General features: G+C 60.8%; 19 protein-coding genes. 1 reads left to right on the forward strand and 18 read right to left on the reverse strand.

What is annotated here, in order from left to right; all coding sequences use genetic code 11:
* Window positions 1-38: 38 nt before the first annotated feature.
* The 6 genes from PMI11_RS06670 to PMI11_RS06695 all read right to left on the reverse strand — a co-directional run bounded on the left by PMI11_RS06670 (window position 39) and on the right by PMI11_RS06695 (window position 5,694).
* Complete coding sequence (locus tag PMI11_RS06670; RefSeq protein WP_007814751.1) at window positions 39-1,046, reverse strand: ABC transporter ATP-binding protein; 1,008 nt, start codon at window positions 1,044-1,046, stop codon at window positions 39-41.
* A complete protein-coding gene (locus PMI11_RS06675) occupies window positions 1,039-2,136 on the reverse strand; it encodes an ABC transporter ATP-binding protein (protein WP_007814752.1) in 1,098 nt (365 codons plus the stop codon). Before PMI11_RS06675 ends, PMI11_RS06670 begins: the two co-directional genes overlap by 8 nt.
* A gap of 3 nt (window positions 2,137-2,139) precedes the next feature.
* Complete coding sequence (locus PMI11_RS06680; RefSeq protein ID WP_007814759.1) at window positions 2,140-2,352, reverse strand: hypothetical protein; 213 nt, start codon at window positions 2,350-2,352, stop codon at window positions 2,140-2,142.
* Entirely contained in the window at window positions 2,349-3,302 is a 954-nt protein-coding gene (locus tag PMI11_RS06685) for a carbohydrate ABC transporter permease (RefSeq protein ID WP_007814762.1), read from the reverse strand. Before PMI11_RS06685 ends, PMI11_RS06680 begins: the two co-directional genes overlap by 4 nt.
* Entirely contained in the window at window positions 3,299-4,267 is a 969-nt protein-coding gene (locus tag PMI11_RS06690; protein WP_183800803.1) for a carbohydrate ABC transporter permease, read from the reverse strand. Before PMI11_RS06690 ends, PMI11_RS06685 begins: the two co-directional genes overlap by 4 nt.
* A gap of 101 nt (window positions 4,268-4,368) precedes the next feature.
* Window positions 4,369-5,694 carry an ABC transporter substrate-binding protein gene (locus PMI11_RS06695; protein ID WP_007814768.1) on the reverse strand — a complete coding sequence of 442 codons (1,326 nt, stop codon included), beginning with the start codon at window positions 5,692-5,694 and terminating at the stop codon, window positions 4,369-4,371.
* Window positions 5,695-5,997: 303 nt separating this feature from the next.
* On the opposite strand from PMI11_RS06695, the gene mug reads away from it, so the two are divergent.
* Window positions 5,998-6,528, forward strand: a complete 531-nt coding sequence (gene mug / locus PMI11_RS06700; RefSeq protein WP_051034536.1) for a G/U mismatch-specific DNA glycosylase — start codon at window positions 5,998-6,000, stop codon at window positions 6,526-6,528.
* A 144-nt stretch (window positions 6,529-6,672) separates the two neighbouring features.
* On the opposite strand, the gene PMI11_RS06705 is transcribed toward mug, so the two are convergent.
* The 12 genes from PMI11_RS06705 to PMI11_RS06760 form a co-directional block, all read right to left on the reverse strand.
* Window positions 6,673-8,064: an aldehyde dehydrogenase family protein gene (locus PMI11_RS06705; protein WP_007814773.1), complete on the reverse strand. Its 1,392-nt coding sequence runs from the start codon at window positions 8,062-8,064 to the stop codon at window positions 6,673-6,675.
* A gap of 1 nt (window position 8,065) precedes the next feature.
* A complete protein-coding gene (locus PMI11_RS06710; protein WP_007814775.1) occupies window positions 8,066-9,712 on the reverse strand; it encodes an acetolactate synthase large subunit in 1,647 nt (548 codons plus the stop codon).
* A 397-nt stretch (window positions 9,713-10,109) separates the two neighbouring features.
* On the reverse strand, window positions 10,110-10,925 hold the full coding sequence (locus PMI11_RS06715) for an SDR family oxidoreductase (protein ID WP_051034535.1): 816 nt from the start codon (window positions 10,923-10,925) through the stop codon (window positions 10,110-10,112).
* On the reverse strand, window positions 10,922-12,343 hold the full coding sequence (locus PMI11_RS06720; RefSeq protein ID WP_037070812.1) for a mandelate racemase: 1,422 nt from the start codon (window positions 12,341-12,343) through the stop codon (window positions 10,922-10,924). The genes PMI11_RS06715 and PMI11_RS06720 overlap by 4 nt, the downstream gene beginning before the upstream one ends.
* On the reverse strand, window positions 12,340-13,356 hold the full coding sequence (locus tag PMI11_RS06725) for a hydroxyacid dehydrogenase (RefSeq protein ID WP_007814782.1): 1,017 nt from the start codon (window positions 13,354-13,356) through the stop codon (window positions 12,340-12,342). Before PMI11_RS06725 ends, PMI11_RS06720 begins: the two co-directional genes overlap by 4 nt.
* 4 nt (window positions 13,357-13,360) lie before the next feature.
* A complete protein-coding gene (locus PMI11_RS06730) occupies window positions 13,361-14,179 on the reverse strand; it encodes a sugar phosphate isomerase/epimerase family protein (RefSeq protein WP_007814784.1) in 819 nt (272 codons plus the stop codon).
* Between the two features lie 29 nt (window positions 14,180-14,208).
* Window positions 14,209-16,083, reverse strand: a complete 1,875-nt coding sequence (locus PMI11_RS06735; protein ID WP_007814786.1) for a GH39 family glycosyl hydrolase — start codon at window positions 16,081-16,083, stop codon at window positions 14,209-14,211.
* A gap of 69 nt (window positions 16,084-16,152) precedes the next feature.
* A complete protein-coding gene (locus tag PMI11_RS06740; protein WP_007814789.1) occupies window positions 16,153-16,986 on the reverse strand; it encodes a 5-deoxy-glucuronate isomerase in 834 nt (277 codons plus the stop codon).
* Entirely contained in the window at window positions 16,986-18,044 is a 1,059-nt protein-coding gene (locus tag PMI11_RS06745) for an ABC transporter ATP-binding protein (RefSeq protein ID WP_085990526.1), read from the reverse strand. Before PMI11_RS06745 ends, PMI11_RS06740 begins: the two co-directional genes overlap by 1 nt.
* A complete protein-coding gene (locus PMI11_RS06750; protein ID WP_037070814.1) occupies window positions 18,044-19,093 on the reverse strand; it encodes an ABC transporter ATP-binding protein in 1,050 nt (349 codons plus the stop codon). Before PMI11_RS06750 ends, PMI11_RS06745 begins: the two co-directional genes overlap by 1 nt.
* Window positions 19,083-20,216, reverse strand: a complete 1,134-nt coding sequence (locus PMI11_RS06755) for an ABC transporter permease (protein WP_007814795.1) — start codon at window positions 20,214-20,216, stop codon at window positions 19,083-19,085. The genes PMI11_RS06750 and PMI11_RS06755 overlap by 11 nt, the downstream gene beginning before the upstream one ends.
* A gap of 14 nt (window positions 20,217-20,230) precedes the next feature.
* Window positions 20,231-21,217: an ABC transporter permease gene (locus PMI11_RS06760; protein WP_007814796.1), complete on the reverse strand. Its 987-nt coding sequence runs from the start codon at window positions 21,215-21,217 to the stop codon at window positions 20,231-20,233.
* Between the last annotated feature and the right edge of the window lie 36 nt (window positions 21,218-21,253).

Here is a 21,253-nt window from a genome sequence, read left to right on the forward strand (position 1 = left end):
GGAGACAGACCCGTCTTTTATGCCGTTTCGTTTGCTGCTTATCCAAGGCGCTGGCCGCTGGCGTCGAAATAGAGTGGATCGCGCAGCGTCAGGCTTATTCGATCACCCGGCCGGATTGCGAAATATGGATCGGCAAGCGTGACCAGCTTGTGGTCGCGCACCTTGATGTGAAGGTGGTTCTGGTCCCCCAGATGTTCGATCCAATCGATCTTCGCATCGGCGTTCTGATCGACGATGATATCAAGATGCTCGGTTCGCGCGCCGATCGTCTTCGTTCCCGGCGGCGGATTGGCACCGGGAAGAAGATCGGCCGGCAACAGGTTGATATGCGGCTGGCCAAGGCGCGCGGCGACATGAAGGCTGGCCGGATTGCCATAGATTTCGCGCGGCGTTCCGACTTGCAACAGTCGTCCTTCCGAGACAATGCCGATCCGATCCGCCATGGTCATCGCCTCGACCTGGTCGTGGGTTACATAGAGCAGGGTCGAGCCGAGTTCTTTCTGGATACGCTTCAGTTCCAGGCGCAGTTCTGCGCGCAGTTTCGCATCGAGCGACGAGAGCGGTTCGTCCATCAGATAAATGGCGGGTCGGCGCACGAGCGCCCTGCCGATCGCAACGCGCTGCATTTCGCCGCCCGACAGACGCGTCGAACGGTTCTCCAGCTTATGGTCGATCCTGACCATGCGCGCAATTTCGCGAACACGGCGGTCGATTTCTTCGCTTGGAAGTCGATGCGCCGGGGCTCGCAGCGGAAAGGCAAGGTTGTCGTAGACCGTCATATGCGGATACAACGAGTATTGTTGAAAGACGAAGGCGACATCCCGTTCCGCGGGAGCTTCGCCTGCGACATTGCGGCCGCCGATTTCGATACGCCCAGCGTCGGGGTGCTCCAGTCCCGCAATAAGACGCAACGTGGTCGTCTTGCCAGCACCTGTCGGCCCGAGCAGAACGACGAATTCACCGTCTCGGATCGACAGGTTGAGATCGGCCAGAGCCTGAGTGTCACCGAAACGCTTATTGAGCCCCTTGAGAACGACGTCAGCCATACTGAGCCTCCGAGTAGAGTGCCGAGGCAACAGCGCGGCCCGACTTGCAGTCGAATAGTGCGAGCTTTCCCGGATTGAGTTCAAGGCCAACAGTCTCGCCGATACGGAAATCGCGGTTCGCCGGAACGCGTGCCTTGATCACGCCGCTCGATGTCTCGATTGCCACGACCTGGTTGGTTCCGAGATATTCGCTGCCATAGACGGCTCCTCGCAAGGGTGACGCGTCGCTGAAGCGGATATGTTCGGGCCTGACGCCGAGCGCAAACTCCGCCTCGGCCATATCCTGGTGCACCTCGGGAATGCTGACGTCGACGCCGTTAAGCGATATCGACCGCGCTCCCGCCTTGAGACCCGACGTGAAGCGCATGAAATTCATCGGCGGCGAACCGATGAAATCTGCGACATACATGGTGGCCGGCTTGCTGTAGATTTCCTGCGGCGTGCCGAATTGCTCGATGACGCCATGGTTCATGACCGCGATCTTGTCGGCCATCGCCATCGCCTCATGCTGATCATGCGTCACGTAAACCGTCGTCGCGTGGATGCGGTTATGCAGTTCGCGCAACTCATGGACCATCACCTCGCGGAATTCGGCATCCAGCGTGCCAAGCGGTTCATCCATCAGGAAACACTTCGGACGGCGCACGATCGCGCGGCCGAGAGCCACGCGCTGGCGGTCGCCGCCCGCAAGTCCGGAGACGGACCGGTTCAAGATATGATCGATCTGCAGCAGCCGCGCGGTCTCCTCGACGCGCTGGCGGATCTCGGCCTTCGGCATGCCTTGCGACAGGAGTGGGAAGCCGATGTTCTTGCGCACATTCATATGGGGATAGAGCGCAAAAAGCTGGAAGACGAAGGCGATGTCGCGGGCGCTGGCGCGGTTGAAGGTGACATCCTCCCCATCAAGATAGATCTTGCCGCTGGTCGGCAATTCCAGGCCGGCGATCATACGAAGCGTCGTCGTCTTGCCGCAGCCAGAAGGGCCGAGCAGTGCCAGGAACTCGCCGTCATGAATGACGAAGCTCGAATCCTGCACCGCCACGAAGCCGCCGAACTGCTTACGGAGATTTTCTATTCTGATTTCCGCCATGACTCACTCCGGAAACTTCGAAACGATGATGAACATGGCGGTGCCTGCGAGCAGCGTCACCAACGAATAGGTATAGAGCACGAGAAGGAACGGCTGGAAGAGCATGAGGAAACCGATGGCGATCAAGGCGGTCGCGATGTTCTCCATAGGGCCCCGGCGCAAAAAGAACGGGCGCTTCGGGCGGGATGGGCGTGGGGTCTCGATGAGATGGGTCATTTGCGAACCGCTCCGAAAGTGATGCCGCGCAGGAGCTGCTTGCGCAGCAGAATGGTGAAGACGAGGATCGGGATCAGGAAGATCGTTGTTCCCGCAGCAACGGCAGGCCAGTCCTGGCCGCCTTCACCGATGATGGTCGGTATGAATGGCGGGGCCGTCTGAGCTTCACCCGAGGTCAGCAATGCGACAAAGGCATATTCGTTCCAGGCAAAGATCAGGCAGAAGATCGCAGTGGCGGCGATGCCTGTGGTGGCCTGCGGCAGGACGACCTTCCAGAATGCCTGCAGCCGGGTGTAGCCGTCGATCATCGCAGCCTCTTCATATTCGCGCGGGATCTCGTCGATGAAGCCTTTAAGCAGCCAGACGGCAAGCGAGACGTTGACTGCCGTGTAGAGCAGGATCATGCCCAGCGCCGTGTCGGAGAGGCCAAGCTCGCGGTACATGAGATAGATCGGTATGGCGACCGCGATGGGCGGCATCATGCGCGTCGACAGGATGAAGAACAGAAGGTCGTCGGCGAGCGGTATCCTGAAACGGGAAAAACCGTAGGCGGCAAGCGTTCCCAACGATACGGCCAGGAACGTCGAGCCGAAGGCAATCACCAGAGAATTGGCAAAGCGTGGCAGGAAATTCGAGGGACCGGCAATGACCATGTTTCGCTTGCGGGTCACCTCATCACAGGTGCCGGTCGGCGCAGGCAGGGAGGCGATGTATTCCGGCGTCTGGCGCGTTCTCGTCGTCAGCAGATTGCAGTAGCCTTCCAAGGTCGGCGCAAAGACGATCTTCGGAGGATAGCTGATGGAATCCGGCGGAGATTTGATGCTGGTCAGGAAGATCCAGACGAGCGGGATCATCGTGATCAAGGCGTAGAGGATCACGATAGCGCCGGCGATCCTCTTGCTGGTCGGGCTCGGCTCGACGACCGAATGGGCTGAGGTAACCGAGCTCATCGCTGCTTCACCTTGTTGAGTGCCTTGACGTAGATGTTTGCGAGACCGAACACGGCAACGAAGAGGACGATGGCAAAGGCCGACGCCCGTCCGGTTGCCCAGCTCTCGAAGGCGGCCCGCTTCAAGGTGATGGAGGCAACCTCGGTGGTCGAGCCCGGGCCACCACCTGTCAGCAGTGTCACCATGTCGAACATCTTGAAATTCTCGATGCCGCGAAACAGCACCGCAAGCATGATGAAGGGCAGCGCCATCGGCACGGTGATCGACCAGAATTGCCGCCAGGCGGAGGCGCGGTCCACCTCGGCCGCCTCATAGATATAGTCGGGGATGGAACGCAGGCCTGCCAGGCAGATCAGCATAACGTACGGCGTCCACATCCAGGTGTCGACGATAATGATCGCCCAGGGTGCAAGCGAAACGCTGCCGAGCATCTGGATGTCGGCTGTCGGGATGCCGGTGACCAGGGATACGGCATAGGCGAAGAGACCGATCTGCGGCTCGTAGAGGAAGCGCCAGAAGTTGCCTACGACGGCTGGAGACAGCATCATCGGGATCAGGATCAGCGTCGTCCAGAAGGCGTGGCCGCGAAACTTGCGGTCGATCAGATAGGCGAGCGTAAAGCCGATGACCGTCTGCAGCAGGATCGTCCAGAAGACGAAGTGCGCCGTCGTCTGCATCGCCTGCCAGATGTCGGGGTCGTTGAGCACCCGCTCGTAATTGCCCAATCCAACGTTCAGGACCGGCGCATTCGGACGGTTGGCGCGATAATTTGTGAACGACAGATAGATCGCCCAGATCAGCGGAAAGATGTTGATGGCGAGAAGCAGGATAATGGTGGGCGCGATAAATACCCAGGCGATTGCTCGATCGGATAGTCCGCGGACGCGGCGGGCAAGCGATGTCGGCGTCGCCCTTGCAGTTGCGTCTGCAGCCTTCTCGACCATAGAGGAAGAAGAAATGTTCAAGGTGTCACCTGGTCTTTGCGTATATGAGACACGTGGCGGCCCGGCAGTCTTGGCGATCCGGGCCGCCATTCTGACAAGAAGGTTGTGCGTCCAGCCGGACACTAGATCTTGCCATCGTCCTTGAAGACTTCGGTCCAGTCCTTCACCAAGCCATCAAGCGCCTCTTGCGCGGTACCGTTGCCGGCCACGACATAGTTATGAACGCGCTTCTGCATGTCCTGGAGGAGGGTTGCGTAGCTCGGCTCGGCCCAGAAATCCTTCACGATCGCCATCGAGTCCAGAAACGCCTGGGCATAGGGCTGGCTGGAAGCAAAGTCAGGAGCGTTCACCACCGATTTCAGGCAGGAATAGCCGCCGAGTTGCCACCATTTCGCCTGCACCTCGGGCTGGGCGAACCACTTGATATACTGGAGAGCAGCGTCCTTCTTGTCGGAATAGGAAACGACCGAGATGCCCTGTCCGCCGAGCTGAGCGAAGTGCTTCTTCTCAGCCGGATTAGGGAAGAAACCGATCTTGTCGCCGCCTACCTTCTCGTCCTTGTAGAGGCCAGGCCAGGTGAAGGCGAAATTCATCTGCATCGCCACCTGGCCGGATTTGAAGGCATCGGCCGACTCGACCATATAGACGTTGGAGCTGCCGGGCGGCGTGCAGCAATCATAGAGCGACTTGTAGAATTCCAGACCCTTCACCGCATCGGGAGAATTGACGAAGCCTTCCATTTCATACGGCTTTTCAGGGTTGTCGTACTGGAAACCCCAGTCATACAGCACGTTGGTCACGCCCATCGTGATGCCTTCGGAACCGCGCTCGGTGTAGATCGAAGCGCCGTAGACTGTCTTCCCGTCTATCTCACGCTTCTGGAAAAACTCGGCGATCTGCTTCAGCTCGTCATAGGTCTTGGGCGCGGCAAGATCGCGGCCATATTTTTCCTTGAATTCCTTCTGCAGTTCCGGCCGCTCGAACCAGTCCTTGCGATAGGTCCAGCCGACCACGTCGCCCATGGCAGGCAGCGCCCAGTAGTTCGGCGTATTCTTCGGCCATTCCGAGTAGCCAACCACCGTCGCCGGCACGAAGTCATCCATCTTGATGCCTTCCTTGTCAAAGAAGTCGTTGAGCTTGACGTAATGGCCGTTTTCGGCCGAGCCGCCGATCCACTGGCTGTCGCCGATGATCAGGTCGCAGAGCTTTCCATGAGAGTTCAGTTCATTGAGAAAGCGGTCGGCATAGCTGGTCCACGGCACGAACTCGAACTTCATTTCAGTGCCGGTTTTGGCGGTGAAATCTTTCGAGAGTTCGACAAGCGCGTTGGCCGGGTCCCAGGCCGCCCAGCAGAGTGTCAGTTGATCAGCTTTTGCGAGATTGGGCAGCGCCGACGACATGATGAATGCCGATGCCAGCCCGAGAAGGGCTTTCGATTTCTTTTGCATACGTTCCTCCCAGAACCAAAGCCGGCTCCCCGCCGACATGCAAGTCCACCAATTTCAGAGAATGCCTACATGAACTCCTCAACCCTCATGTTTAGCAATATGTTTAGTGATAGACGTTTTTATAAACATTGCAAGTAACAATCGTCACAGTCCAGTCATCCACCCAGTGATGATGCAGATTGCCGGCACGTCGAACAGTTCAAGACCCTGACGTGCCACGAGGTCAGAACGACGCTCTGGGCAGGAGGAAAGGCGCCCGGTATGATCAATCAATTGAAGGGAGATCGGCTGGTGTCTGCGCAGATGGATCGCGGCGGGGATGTGCAACAAACGCCAGCCGGGCTTTCGGACGTGCTCGGCTTGGGCCTGTCCGTCGTTTTCTGTGGCCTGAACCCTGCACTGTCAGCAGTCCGGGACGGCCATAATTTCTCGTCTCCCAGCAACCGCTTCTGGAGGGTGCTACACCTTTCTGGCTTTACGTCGCGCCTCTTGCGCGCCGACGAAGAGCAGGAGCTGCTCAACTATGGATGCGGCATCACGGCCGCCGTCTCGCGAGCCACGAAGAGCGCCAGCGAATTGCGGCTGGACGATTATAAAAAGGCAGCACCTCTGCTCGAAGCGAAGATAACCAAGTTCGCGCCGGCTAACCTCGCCTTTCTTGGCAAGGCTGCCTTCGCAGCGATTACCGCACGGGCCGACTGCGATTGGGGAAGGCAGAGCGAGCTATTCGCCGGCGCCAACACCTGGGTTCTGCCGAACCCCAGCGGGCTTAACAGAGCTTTTGCCCTCGATCGACTGACAGCGCATTACGGTGACTTGAGAGCCGAAATCTAGCCACGCGTCGGCCAAGTTCCAGCTGCGAGCCTACAGGCGAAGATACAGATCGAAGATGGCGCCGGGCTCGTCGACAATGGAAGGAGAAAGGGAGAGCGCTGCCCCGGTGCCGGGCGCTCCCCTCGGGGCAAGAGAGGCAAGCGCCTAGCTTACCCCATTGAGAACGACCATCTTGTCATCTGCCATCTCCTGCATCGTCCAAGGGATACCGCCGACGCCATAACCGGACTGGCGGCGACCTGCAAACGGCATCCAGTCCGTCCTAAACGCAGTGTGGTCGTTGATGAGAACGGTGGCTGCATCCAGACGCTTCGCCGCCCGGAGTGCAACGGCAATATCAGAGGAAAATACGCTCGACTGAAACGCATAAGGCAGCGAGTTGGCACTCTGAATTGCATCGTCGAGGTTTCGGTAACCGTAGACGCAGGTCAGCGGGCCGAAGACTTCGAGTTGCGACACCTTTGCGTCCGCCGGCGGATTGAGCAGCACCGACGGCAGCAGCGTCGTTTCCGAGAGGCGCCCGCCTCCAAGCTGTTTTGTTCCCGCATCAACTGCTTCCCGGATCCAGTTCGCTACCCGCTCCGTTTCGCGTGGCAGGATCAGTGGCCCCACCTCGGTTTGCTTGTGGGTTGGATCGCCGACCCGAAGAGCCGCGACCTTGGCGCCAAGGTTCTCGGTGAACGGCTCCAGGATATCTTCGTGCACGAATACCCGCTGGACCGACACACAGACCTGGCCTGCATGATAGTAGCCTCCTTTGACGATGGGACTGACGACTGCGGCCACATCTGCACTTCGATCAACGATAACAGGTGCAGCACCCCCATGTTCAAGCGCGCATCTCGTGCCTGGCGGCAGCTTGCTCTTGAGATACCAGCCGACTTTTGCAGATCCGATGAAGCTTAAAAACGCGACGCGGGGATCGGTCGCGAAGGATTCAGCAAGCGCGTTGTCATCGGTGACGAAGGTCTGGCACCAGCGTTCGTCCAAACCGGCTTCCCAAAGCAGCTTCACGATTTCGAGACACGAGATGGGTGTCGTTGCCGCAGGCTTTACGATGACTGGGCATCCGACGGCGATGGCCGGCGCAATTTGATGAACGATGAGGTTGAGAGGATGATTGAATGCCGAGATCGCCGCGACAACACCAATCGGCTCTTTCGTTGTAAACGCCAGGCGGTTCAAGCTCGCGGCAGTCAACCCCATCGGGATTTCCTTGCCGCCGAAGTTGCGGATTTCATCGGCGGCGTTGACCAACCCGTCGATTGCTCGTGTGACTTCGACGATGGCGTCCGCCAGCGGCTTGCCGCCTTCCCGCGCAATCGTCATCGCGAAACGGTCCCTGTTGTCGTGCAGCAGTTCTGACGTCTTTCTCAGGATCGCCATGCGCTGATACGCAGGCAACCACGCCTCGCGATCGGCAAAGGCTTTCGCGGCAGTATCCAGCTTGCGATCAAGTGCGGCGGCGTCATCGGTCGGTAACTCGGTGATGATCGCTCGATCAAACGCCTGATAAACCGTTAAGCTAAGCGACATCTCATGCCTCCAGAATTGCCGGCAGCCGTTCGCGCAGCTCTTTCACCAGCACACGTTCATTTTCCGAATAGTCGACGGGGACATTGACCAGATGCACGCCCCCGTCTTTGAACGCATCCTCGAGAACCTGCTCGAACTGGCCGATATCATCGACCCTCGTGCCTTTGGCACCGTAGGATTGCGCATATTTGACGAAGTCCGGATTGCCGAATGTCATGCCGAAGTCCGGAAATTCGTCGACGGCCTGCTTCCAACGGATCATTCCGTAGGCATCGTCTTCAATCACGAGAACAACAAGGTTCAGTTTCAGCCGGACGGCGGTCTCCAGTTCTTGCGAATTCATCATGAACCCGCCGTCGCCGCAGATCGCCATTACCCGTCGTTGCGGGTAGAGCATTGACGCGACCATTGCCGATGGAAGGCCAGCCCCCATCGTCGCAAGCGCGTTGTCGAGAAGCAGCGTGTTCGCCATTTTGGTGCGATAGTTGCGAGCAAACCATATCTTGTACATGCCATTGTCGAGAGCGAGAATGCCATCATGGGGCATGACCTCACGGATGTCGTGGACAAGCCTCTGCGGCGTAAACCGTTCTTCCGTCGCCCGGTCTGCAATGCGGTCCAGAATTCGCTCCCGCAGGTGAAGAAGCGCCTGCGCGTTCGGCAGCTTGCCTTCCAGGCGATCGGCGAGCGCCTTGAGTGACGGCCCCATATCACCGATGATCTCGGCCTGAGGAAAATAGACCTGCTCGACCGTCGCGGGCTGATATCCGACATGGACGACTTTGGGACCGCCCTTGCCCATGATGAACGGAGGCTTTTCGATCGTGTCATGGCCGATCGTGACGATCAGGTCTGCCTGCTCGATGGCCTCGTGGACGTAGTCACGCTCCGAGAGGGCCGCTGTGCCCATGTAGAGCTCTGTTCCCCCTGGCACCGTCCCCTTCCCCATCTGGGTCGTGAAATAAGGGATGCGCGTTCGAATAACGAACTGGGCGATGTCCGACGTGGATCGAGGACGCGAGGCTGCCGCTCCGAACATGAGCAATGGACGCTTCGCCGATGCAATCAGCGCAGCCGCACGATCGAGCGCAGCATCGCTTGCGGTCGGCAGTTCAAGCTGATGCGGCGCCACCAGGGCGATGTCTTCACACTCCTCTGCAGCGATGTCTTCAGGCAGTTCGAGATGAACTGGACCAGGCCGTTCCTCCTGCGCGATCCTGAACGCCTCCCTCACCAGGGTCGGGATCATCTGCGGCGAAACGATCTGACGCGTGAGCTTGGTCAGCGGCTTCATCGATGCGACGACATCAACGATCTGGAAACGAGCCTGCCGCGATGAAAGAATACCCTTCTGGCCGGTGATCATCACCATGGGCATTGCGCCGAGAAGAGCATAGGCCGCTCCCGTCGACAGGTTCAATGCTCCTGGCCCAAGCGTCGTCAGGCATACGCCAGGCTTACCCGTGAGCCGTCCGTAGGTCGCAGCCATGAACGCAGCTGCCTGCTCGTGTCGCGTGAGCACGAGCTCGATTGAGGATTTGCGGATGGATTCGACGACGTCGAGGTTTTCTTCGCCCGGAATGCCGAAGATACGCTCCACGCCTTCATTCTCAAGCGCCGCGATGAGGAGATCAGAGCCTTTGGTCATGGAAGGTGCCTGTGTGCTTTGACGCCGCGATCAAGGGCGACGCGATGAGAAACTTCAGACGGTGAACATAGGTCGATTTGCGGTCCGAACCAATCGCACCTTAGTGCAGATTTTGCATGCGAGATATGCTCGCAGAACCGCCCTCGGATTTGGAGCAGCCAGCAGATCAAAATCATTGATGGCGCGCGTTGCCTGCATGTGCCGAAGAATGCCGGCGAGGCGCCGGCAAGAGGCTTGGGATTTTTGCGCCCTCCCGTCGCCGTGCGAAACGACAGGCGAACGACGGGCAAACCACGACAGCAGATGCTTGAAATGGGGGTGGCAGGGATTGAGATCGGACTGGGTGGATAGGATGATCAACGGCTTGCCGGTTCAATCGCTGGTGTCTTGTTGGCTCTCACAGACATGCCGACATGCCTCCATCCACGTAAAGTATGTGGCCATTGACATAGCTTGAGGCGTCCGAAGCAAGAAAAATACAGGCGCCTGTCAGTTCCTCCAGTCTGCCCCAGCGGCCGGCCGGCGTGCGTCGCCCGATCCAGCTCGAAAACTCGGCATCGGCAACGAGCGCTGCGTTGAGCGGCGTATCGAAATATCCCGGGGCGATGGCATTGACTGCCAGCCCATGGCGGCCCCAGTCGGTCGCCATGCCTTTGGTGAGATTGCCGAGCGCGCCCTTGCTTGCGGTATAGGGCGCAATTCCCGGCCGGGCGAGCGCGGTCTGGATCGAAGCGATGTTGATGATCTTGCCGCGCCCGCGTGCGATCATGTGGCGTGCGACGGCCTGCCCGACGTTGAAGGCACCGGAGACATTCGTTCGCATCAGCAGTTCGAACATATCGGGCTCGAACTCCTCCAGCGGGGCGCGATGCTGCATGCCGGCATTGTTGACCAGAATATCGATCGGTCCTGTGGATCGCTCGAACGCGTCGATGGCTGCACGCACGGCCCTGGCGTTGGTCGTGTCGAATTGCAGCGTTTGCGGCGGCGTGCCGGCCGCGCTCAGGAGCTCGGCCGCGGTAGCGAGCTTTTCGGCATCACGGCCATTGAGCACGATTTCGGCACCCGCCGCGGCCAGGCCCTGAGCTAGGCTGAAGCCGATGCCTTGGCTGGATCCTGTGATCAGAGCGCATTTGCCGGACAGATCGAAGAGTTCAATACCCTTTTGCACGTCACGCCTCCCTCGCTCATGCTGAACACTGGCTGACCTCATGACAGCGGCTCCATCGCATCGAAATCGGGCAAGACGCCGCTCGCGTAGCCGACCGTCCCGAGCGAACCGATGGCGATCCGGCCGCCCCGGATCGCCAGGAGCGGCCCTTCGTCAACCCACTCGTAGAGATCGGGATGGGCCACGGCAAAACGCAACCTCTCCGCCTGCGGCGCGCCCTGCATGCCGGCGACATAGTGATGACCGTTGCGTTCGACATGGGACAGGCCGAGCAGAGAGACCAGCGCCAGATCCTGCTGCACCGCAAGTCCGGCCTGACAGGTCAGGTCCTCGCCCGAAAGGAACAGTCCCGGCACGGATCCCGTTTTGATGCGGATCGCCTTCACGAGCGAGCGGTAAATGCCCTTGCAGGTTTTCGAGGAGACGCCGGTATAGCCAAGCCGCCGAGCGCGGGCGAAGGCATCGTCGCCATCGTCGCTTTCATCGATCAGGAAGGGCAATTGCGCCGCCAGATTGCCCAGAGGCGTTTCCATCGTGATCGCGCGCGAGAACGGCTGTTCGACGAAAGCAATCGCCGCACGCAGCCTCGCCAGCCGAGGCGTCGCCTCAACCCGCGCCAGCAACGCGCCGAGCTGTTCGGCGGCGCCAAACTGTTCGTTGCCGTCGACCGTCACTCGGTAATCGGGCACGCGGTCCAGCACCGCGGCGATCCGCGTCAGGCGGTCAATATCAGCATCGAGCACGCCTGAAAGCTTGATCTTGAACCAATGGTTACCATAGTGCGCAATCACGGCCTCCAGACTCTGCGGCAGATCGTCGTCGACCGGATGGACTATATCGCCCTCGGTGATCGGGTCGAGTAGCCCGATCGTATGCCGGGCGGAGATCGAGCCGGCGGGGCGAAGACCGGCCAGCGTCGCCGACGCTGCATCCGCATCGATATCGCCGGGCAGCAGATGGCCGCCGATGCCGATGAGATTGCGGCGCACCGCATCAAAGACGGAAATGCTTGCAAGGCGGCAATAGGCATCGAGCGCGGCGCGGGCGATGAGCGAAGGGCCGAAACCGGCGGCCAACGGATTTGCGGGCAGGCGACTGACGGTCTCCATTTCGTTGACGCGGGCGGCGGTAAACAATGTCATCGGGGGAGACGGTTCGAGCGATGCAGCGGCAGCGACGCGGATCGAGGCGCGCAATTGGTCGACATTTTGCGCCGGCGTGAAGGCCGGGTTCTTGTCGAACCATTTCGGCACCATCATTTCCGCGGCGCCGCCGACGGCGCTTCGGCCCTCTTCATCCTCGACGCGGACCCTCAGGAAGGCCTGCGGTGCCCTTTCGAGGGTTGCCGCACCAAAGCGGAATGGCAGGCGCAGGCTGGTATCGCGCTCGAAGGCGTCGATCTCGATGATTTTCATGCGCGGCGCCGTCACGGAACCTCCAGTACTTCTGTCCATGGTCATGCCATCCGGTCGAGCATGGCGCGGGACACTTCGTGATGGAGCGGTTCCCGGCGAAGAAGCCGGCCAATCTCGTCCACCATGGCCTGCCCCTGGCTAAGATGCGCCTCTTCGGTGTGACCCGCAGCATGCGGCGAAATGGTCACGTTGGCTAGTGTGGGGTTACGGAAGGGACTGTCCGGAGGCAACGGCTCGTCGTCAAAGACGTCCAATGCTGCCTCGATACGGCCGGATCGGATCTCAGCCAGCAGAGCCGCCTCGTCAACCAGCTGCGAACGCGCGGTGTTGATGAACAGCGTGCCGGGGCGCAGCAATGCAAGTTCGCGGGTGCCGATCATGCGGCGCGTTTCGGGCAGAACAGGCGCATGCAGGGAAATCACATCGCTCTGAACGAGCATATCATTCAGCTCGGCGCTGATAACGCCGAGCGCAGCGGCCTCGCTGTCATCCAGAAACGGATCGACAACCAGCACGCGGCATCCGAATGGGACCAGCAGCTTCATGACCGCCCTGCCGACATATCCTGCACCGACGATACCGATCGTCCTGCCGCCAAGCAATCTTTGCGGCACGGCTGCGCGAACGTCGAGCCATTCACCGCCGCTGCGCAATCCGTGATGCAGCCGATGAATGCCGCGCATGGCAAGCAGTGCTTCGGCAACCACGAATTCGGCAACCGAGGCGGCAATTTTCGAGGCGGCATGGGTGACGCGAATGCCATCGTCGAACAGACGCGCCGGGACCAGCGTGCGGACGCTGCCTGCCGAATGGGCGACAAGGGCGAGTTGCGGATGGCGTTGACGCGCGGCAGGATCAAAGGCGGGCGTCCCCCACCCGGTGAGGCAGGCAACGGCACCCTGCAACAGGTGGTCGACATCGGTCGCGTCGATTGTGGCGCCGGACGGCCAACGCACCTCGCCAAGGGCGTTCAACTGGGCGATGGCGGCATCGTCCAGCATCATGCGACGGGTCTTTTCTGTCAGCAATACGGCGATAACGGGAGCCTGTTCGCTCATGGTTCTACTCTTTCGCTGCGGCGACCAGGCGCCGGAAATGGGCGAGATCGGCGCGGACCTTGTCGAGCGCCTGTTCCCGGGGAACCCGGTACTGGGAATGCATCGACAGCACACCGGCAAATCCGGTGACGACCAGATGCGGGACGATTTCGTTCCAGGGCACCATGCCTTCGTCGAGCCCCAACCAATCCGAATGCCACGCGCGCTGTCCGTGGGGTCCGTAAGCACCAGGAAACCAACCGCTGTTCTTAACGCCCATACAGCAGAACCACGGATCGAGAAGCTCGAGGGTCAGGCGCCAGTCCTCGCTCCCTTCCCGAATGATCTGATTGGCCGGATCGGCATAGGCACCGATCCTGGCGGGATCGCGCCCCGCCAGCAATTGCACCGCCAGGGCGCCGGAGCTGTGCAGGGTCCCGCCGTGAAGCTGAATGGTTAGCTTGACACCAAACCGTTCGGCAAGGCGCTCGAAGCCCTCAAGGTCGCGCCGTGCCCCATCAAGCTGGACCTTCCAGCGCCGCGACGGGTCGTAGCGCCAGAAGCCAAGCCGGATCTGCCCTATGCCGGCCTCGCCGCAACAACCCAGGAGCCGGGATGCGGCCTCGTCGGGCCGCGTGGAGTCGATGGTCGCCATCGGCGTGCGCACGCCGGCTGAAGCAAGCAGCTTGACGGCATTGGCGATCTCTTCAGGCCTGTCAGGAGAAACGGCGTGGCCGTCGCGAACGAGAAGATCGGCACAGTCGAACCCAAGATCCGCAGTAATCTCCGCCGCCTTCTCGAGCGGCAGCCCCTCCAAGGTCTTGGTGAAATAGGCAATATCCATGGTTCAGGTCCGGGACAGGAAGGCGTTATTCATGAGGGAGAGATACAAAGCTGGCTACGGCGGCCAAATGCATCGCAAGCACGGACCGCATAACGCACGCCTTCAGGCGGGGACATGTGCAGGAATGCCGTCGAGATTAGCGGGACGGAACTCACCTGTTCAAAGGTCTCGCCGTCGGTACTGATCAGGACATCGTAAAAAATGGCCGGCCGGGCATCGCCGGCAGCCCAGAACAGCATGCGTTCCTCGCGACCGCCAAGACCAAGATAGCGTTCGACGACAAGGCCGGTCGGCGCAGCCGGAGGCGTGCCGATGTCGGGAACGACAAGCACCTGGGTCAGTGAAGGCAACGGCAGATCCACGTCGACGCTGATCCGGCCTCCGTCGCATTCGAAAATGCTGATCGGGTGCAGCAAAGCAGGTTCCTGCGCGCGGCGCAGTTCGGCAAACTGCGCTTCCGTCGGCTCGGGCGGGGCGCCGACCGGCTCGAACAGCCCCCGCGGATTGCTTTCATCGCGTTGGGCTTCCCAGACCTCCATCGGATTGGTGAATTCCTCGTCGATGCGCAGGAGGCAAAGCGCATGGCGGCCGGGAACCAGCCCGCTCACCTCGAGACGCACGGCAGTCCGGCCCGAACGGTTGATTGCGTCGACGCTGTGGATGAGGCTAATGGAAGTGCCACCCCCGGCCAGCCGTGTCGGCAGGATCGCCAGGCCATCCGCGTCGGGAGCAAGCGGCGGCTCAGCCGTCACCTTGCAGACGGTATCGCCAAGCGTTGCCAGCAATTCCATGGATGTGAGGCCGGGTTTCTTGATGATGTCAAAGGGAGGCGCACGATCGATATCCGTGACCAACGTGTTCAGATCGGTCTTGTGCTCCCACTGCGCTTTGGTGAAGTTGCGAGGGCCGAAATAGGCAAAAGTCGTGCGCTGGCCCCAACCGCCGATAAAGGCGTGGTCATTGCTGAGGAAAGAGAAATTCGCCGCTTTTGGCGCTATGACGCGCCGGTCGTGCTGTTCGATGATGCGGGCGATGATACCGGCGTAATAGGCCTTGCCATGCCAGCTGTGATAATCGCTCCAGCCGAGCTGCGGATCACATTCATCATTGACGATCGGCAGGCCCGCGAGGCGCGGGTGATGCTCCCTCAGATAGTCGACGACGAGCAATGTGCGGTCGACGATGGCGCCCGTCTTCGGGATCAAGTCCTCCTTGCTGCCGTTGACGCCCTTCTCATGGATCGAGATGAAGTCGAGGCGCGGCGGACCGTTACCGGTCAGGCAGCTCGTGCCGCTGTCGCAATGTGCCATGAGGGCGCGAAAGATCGGTGAGAGCGTGCGTGCGGTGCCGGGTCCGCCCATGGGCAGGGCCGGGTCGATGGCATCGAGCCCCGCAACGCAAGCGTCGTAGTAGTTGGTATAGCCTTTGACCCCATAGGTCCACCAGCCGGAGTCGGCCTCATTCGTCGTTTCAAAGTACCACGTGCGCAATTCGTCCATGCCGTAACGCGCGCCATAACGGTCTGCCGTTGCCGTCACGAGGTCCCGCCAGCGCTTGACCTGATCCATGTCCTCGTAATCGGTGAAGAGACCCGACGGGTTGCCCATCAGCTCGAAGAACGGCTTCAGGCGGTGTTCGATCATCACGTCGAGCGCGCGGTCCAGCAGGGACCAGTCATAACCGGCCCCACCCGCGCCGCCCGTCGCGCTTAGAAGATTGTAGAGATAGTGCACACGCAGGAACTTGATGCCTTCGTTCGGCAGGCCGCCGATATAGGCCAGCATCTGGCGCATTTCAGGCTCGAGCAGCAGCTCGGCAGGCGAAAAGCCGGTGCCGCGCCAGAACCGGTCGAACGGGCGCACGGCTTCACTGGCATCAACGTTTATTCGCGTACGTTCACGCATGGGTCGTCTCTCCTTCAGCGGAAGTTTGGCGGTGAGCGGCATTGCCGGCGCATGAGGCCAGGAGCCGGGTTATTTGAATTTGGCGCGCATCGCATCGATGCCGGGGATGGTTTTGGTCAGATGCTGATGAGCGGGATCGAAGCGCTGGATCAGCCCCCGGCGATGCTTGCCGACAAGGATGGTGAAGATATATCCCCGGTGCCCCGGGGAGGTGACTGTCGGGTGGTAACCTCGGTCAAGCAGAAAGGTGTCGCCGTGGCGGGTCATCAGGATCTTGACCGGACCATCGTCATCATAAGTGATCTGGCTGCCGAAGCCGGTCTCCGGCTGGAAGCGGTAGTGATACAGTTCTTCGTGCCGGGTCTCGACGTCGCCATCTTCCGTATCATGCTTATGGGGGGGATAACCGGACCAGCACCCCTCACCGGCATAGAGTTCACTCACGAGCAGGTTGCCGCAGCGTCCGTTCTGTCTCTGGCCGAGCAGGTGGACGATCCGCCTCTGGCTATGCGTGTCCGACGAGCCGACATTGACCGCGTCGACCTCATCAGGCGTCACGCGAAACGGCGCGTAGCGTGTGTCGCAGAGGCCGCCGGCGATGGCGACTTCCGCCGGACCGCCGTGAGCCGATATCCGGACATTGGCGCCGACGGGCGCGTAAACCGAGTCCGCATCGCCTCCCCAGATATCGGCTCGCCGGCCCACGGCTTCGAACATGATGTCGTCCACCTCGATATCCACCCGGCCAGACAGCACGACGTAGAGGCTTTCGTGCGCAGCCAGCCGGCGAATGTCCTGCTCATTGGAGGCAAGCGAGACGAGATCGAAGTAGATGAGATCGAGCGTCGCGGAAGAGGTATCCACGATGGGACGCTGCTCGGAGCGTGGAATGAATTCAGGCATCAGTTGAACTCCGGAACGGTACGGTCGGCGAAGGGATTAAGCGTCAGGGATTCGGCGTGATGGCAGGCCGCTGCGTGTCCATCGGCCGTGACGGTGCGAAGCGCCGGCACCTCCTGCTTGCAAAGCTCGGTGGCGTAGCGACAGCGCGGATGAAATGCGCAGCCGGGAGGCGGATGCGCGGGATCGGCAACCTCGCCCGCCAGCCGGATGCGCTGGCCATAGCGGCGCAGCCTCGGATCGGCAATCGGCACAGCGGAGAGTAGCGCTTCGGTATAGGGGTGGAGCGGGCGCGAAAAGATCTGCTCCGTCGGAGCCTTTTCGACGACCCGGCCGACATACATGACGGCAATGTTGTCCGAGATGTGCCGGACGACCGACAGATCGTGGGCGACGAAGAGATAGGTCAGACCGAACTGTTCCTGCAGGTCCTGCATGAGGTTGATGGTCTGTGCCTGAACGCTGACATCGAGCGCCGACACAGCTTCATCGGCGATCACCAGGCGAGGATTGGACGCCAGCGCCCGGGCGATGCCGATGCGCTGGCGTTCGCCGCCGGAGAAAGCATGCGGATAGCGGCGCATATATTCGGGCCGCAAGCCGACGCTCCGCATCAGTTCGGCTACCCGGTGCTCAAGTTCTCTGCCCTTGACGATACCGTTGACACTCAGCACCTCGCCGATGATGTCGATGACGGGAAGGCGCGGGTTGAGCGAGGATTGCGGGTCCTGAAACACGATGCGCAGGTCGCGATGGATTTCGTCCAGGGCGGAACCGGACAAGGCCGCAAGATCGACCGTATCGCCGCTGCGGTCGCGATAGCGGATTTCGCCGCCTGTGGGCTGATAGATGCGCAGAACGGTGCGGGCAAGCGTGGACTTGCCACAACCGGATTCCCCGACAATGCCAAGTGTTTCGCCGTCCTCGACACGAAGCGAAACGCCGTCAACCGCCTTGACGTGCCCGACCACATGCCGGAATGCGCCCTTGCGAATGGGGAAATACATCCTGAGATCGTCAAGTTCGAGCAGGGGCGCTCGTGGGGTAACGGAACCGGCCATCATTGTTCTCCCTCGCAAAGCAGGCAGCTGGCGACGTGCCTGTCGCCGATGACGACGGGTTTTGGATCCCTCTGGTTGCAAAGACCTGCCTTCGCCTCCTTGCATCGGGGATGAAAGCTGCAGCCCTCGGGTCTGGCAAAACGCGAGGGCACCATGCCGTCGATGGTCGCGAGCCGTTCGGTGGGCGCGCCGTGCATGCGCGGCACCGATTGCAGCAAGGCCTTGGTGTAGGGATGGGCCGGTGCATGGAAGATCGTATCGACATCGCCCGCCTCCACGATCCGACCGACATACATGACGACCACCTCGTCGGCGATTTCTGCCACCACACCGAGATCATGGGTGACGAACAGCACGGAGAGCCCGAAATCGGCCTGCAGCGAGGCGAGCAGATCGAGGATGTTGGCCTGCGTCGTCACATCGAGCGCCGTCGTCGGCTCGTCAGCGATCAGCAGCTTGGGGCGACAAGCCAGCGCCAAAGCAATGCAGACGCGCTGGCGCATGCCGCCGGAAAACTGGAAGGCATAACCTTCCATGCGTTCGGCCGGCCGGGGGATGCCGACCAGAGCCAGCGTCTCGATCGCATGTTCGCGTGCCTCCTTCTTTCCCATCTTGAGATGCAGGCGGATCACCTCCACCATCTGGTTGCCGATCGTATGAACGGGGGAAAGCGCCGCCATCGGCTCCTGGCTGATCAGCCCGATCTGGGCGCCGCGGATAGCCCGCATGTCGAGGCCGCGCGGATCGAGCGCCGCCAGATCGATGGCCGGTGCTGCAGGATCGGGGCGATAGCGGATCGCGCCTGAGACGATCCGCCCGCCGCGCGGAACCTGATTGAGGATCGAGCGGCCGGTAATGCTCTTGCCTGAACCGGATTCGCCGACGACGCAGACGGTCTTGCCGCGCGGGATGCTAAAGGAGACACCGTCGACCGCCTTGATCGTGCCTGCACCCCCGAAGAAGTGTGTCCTGAGGTCATCGACTTCGATCAGGGGATCGGGACCCTGCCGCTGCCCGCCGGTGGCCGTGAAATTGGGATCAGTATTCATAGGGATCTGCAGCATCGCGTAATCCATCGCCTAGGAAATTGAGGGCCAGCACCGTGACGATCACCGCCAGGCCGGGAAGAAACAGCCAGGGAGCGTTCGACACTGCGAGAATGTTCTGCGCTTCCTGGAGCAACACGCCCCAGCTCACCACCGGCGGGCGCAGGCCGATGCCGAGGAAGGAGAGCGCGGTTTCGGCCAGGATCATTGTCGGGATAGCAAGCGTCACCGAGGCGATGATATGGCTCATGAAGGAAGGCACCATGTGCCGCCAGATGATGCGCATCCGGGAGCAGCCGTCGAGACGGGCGGCGATCACGAAGTCTTCCGTCTTGAGCGACAGAAAGCGCCCGCGCACCACTCGCGCCAGATCAGTCCAGCCGATCAGCGACAGGATGATCGTGATCCAGAGATAGACCAGGAGCGGATCGGCGCTGATCGGAACGGCGGCCGCAAGGCCCATCCACAGCGGGATGGTCGGGATCGAGTTGATGAGTTCGATACAACGTTGGATGACATCGTCCACCCAGCCGCCGTAGAGCCCCGAGATGCCGCCGAGGATAATGCCGAGGATGAGGCTGATGGTGACCCCGATCAGCCCGACGGACATAGAAACGCGGGTGCCATGCACTGTCCGGCTGAAGACATCGCGACCCAGCCGGTCGGCGCCGAACAGGTAGAATGGTTTGCCCATCTCGACCGGGCCGATAAGGTGCCGGTCCAAATTGAACAGTCCCCAGAGCCGATAGGGTTCGCCTTTCACGAAGAAGCCGACAGGAATGACGATGGCCGGATCGGTCTGGTAATTGCGGCTAAGGGCGATCGGGTCGATCTTGACCGAATAGCCGTTGACGTAGAGCGGATGAAATTGACCCGCTGCGTCGTAGCCGGCGAACCTGATTTTTTGGGGCGGCGCATAGGTGTAGCGGGAATCGTAGGTCTGCGATGAAACCGGGGCAAGAACCTCGGCAAACAGGGCGACCAGGTAGATCAGGAGAATGACGACGCCTGCCGCGAGAGCCAGCCGGTGGCGACAGAAGCGCCACCAGATGAGCTTCCACTGGCCGGCGACGGCGTCGGAATTCCGGATCACTTCAGGCGATAGCGCGATGGCTTGATCGGTCATTGGGTTGTTGTCCTTCAGCCGTTGCGAATGCGTGGATCGAGCCAGGCGAGCAGCAGGTCGGAAATCAGCGTGCCGATGAGCGTCAGCATGCTCATCAGCAGGATGAAGGTGCCGGCCAGATACATGTCCTGGGCAAACAGCGCGTTGAGCAGAAGCGGCCCGGTTATCGGCAGGCTGAGGACGATGGAGACCACCACCGAGCCGGAGACGAGGTGAGGCAGCACCCAGCCGACGGTGGAGACGAACGGGTTGAGCGCCACGCGCACCGGGTACTTCAGCAGCAGGTGGATTTCGCTCAAGCCGCGGGCGCGGGCCATGTCGACATAGGGCTTGTTGAGTTCGTCGAGCAGGTTGGCGCGCATGATGCGGATCAGCGCCGCCGTGGCGCCGGTGCCGAGCACCACGACCGGTATCCACATATGCGAGATGAGATCGCCGAGCTTCGCCCAGCTCCAGGCGGCATTGATATAGGTGGGGGAAAATAGCCCGCCGACGCTTTGGCCGAAATACTGCGACGAGACATACATCAGCACGAGGGCCAGCAGGAAGTTCGGAATGGCGAGGCCGAGAAAGCCGAAGAAGGTGGCGAAGTAATCGCCCACCGAATATTGCCGCACCGCCGAATAGATGCCGATCGGAAAGGCCACCGCCCAGACGAAGAGCAGCGTGGTAACCGAGACCACCATCGTGAGGCCCATGCGAGCCCAGATAAGCTCGCTGACCGGCTTGTTCCAATCGAGGGACTGGCCGAAATCGCCGCGCAGCAGGATGCCGCTGATCCATTTCCAGTATTGGACCGCCCAGGGTTGATCGAGGCCATAACGTTCGCGCAGGCCGGCGATGACGCCGGGATCGATCGTTTCGTTCTGGGAGGCAAGACGCGCCGTCATCGCAGTCAGGAAATCGCCGGGCGGCAGTTGAATGATGATGAAGGTCACGACCGAGATCGCGAACATCATCGGGATCATGTAAAGCAGACGTCTGATGATGAAGCCGGCCATGTTCAAGCTCCCTCAATCGGCGATCGCCGATCGGTT

Source organism: Rhizobium sp. CF142 (assembly GCF_000281145.1).
GTDB lineage: Bacteria > Pseudomonadota > Alphaproteobacteria > Rhizobiales > Rhizobiaceae > Rhizobium.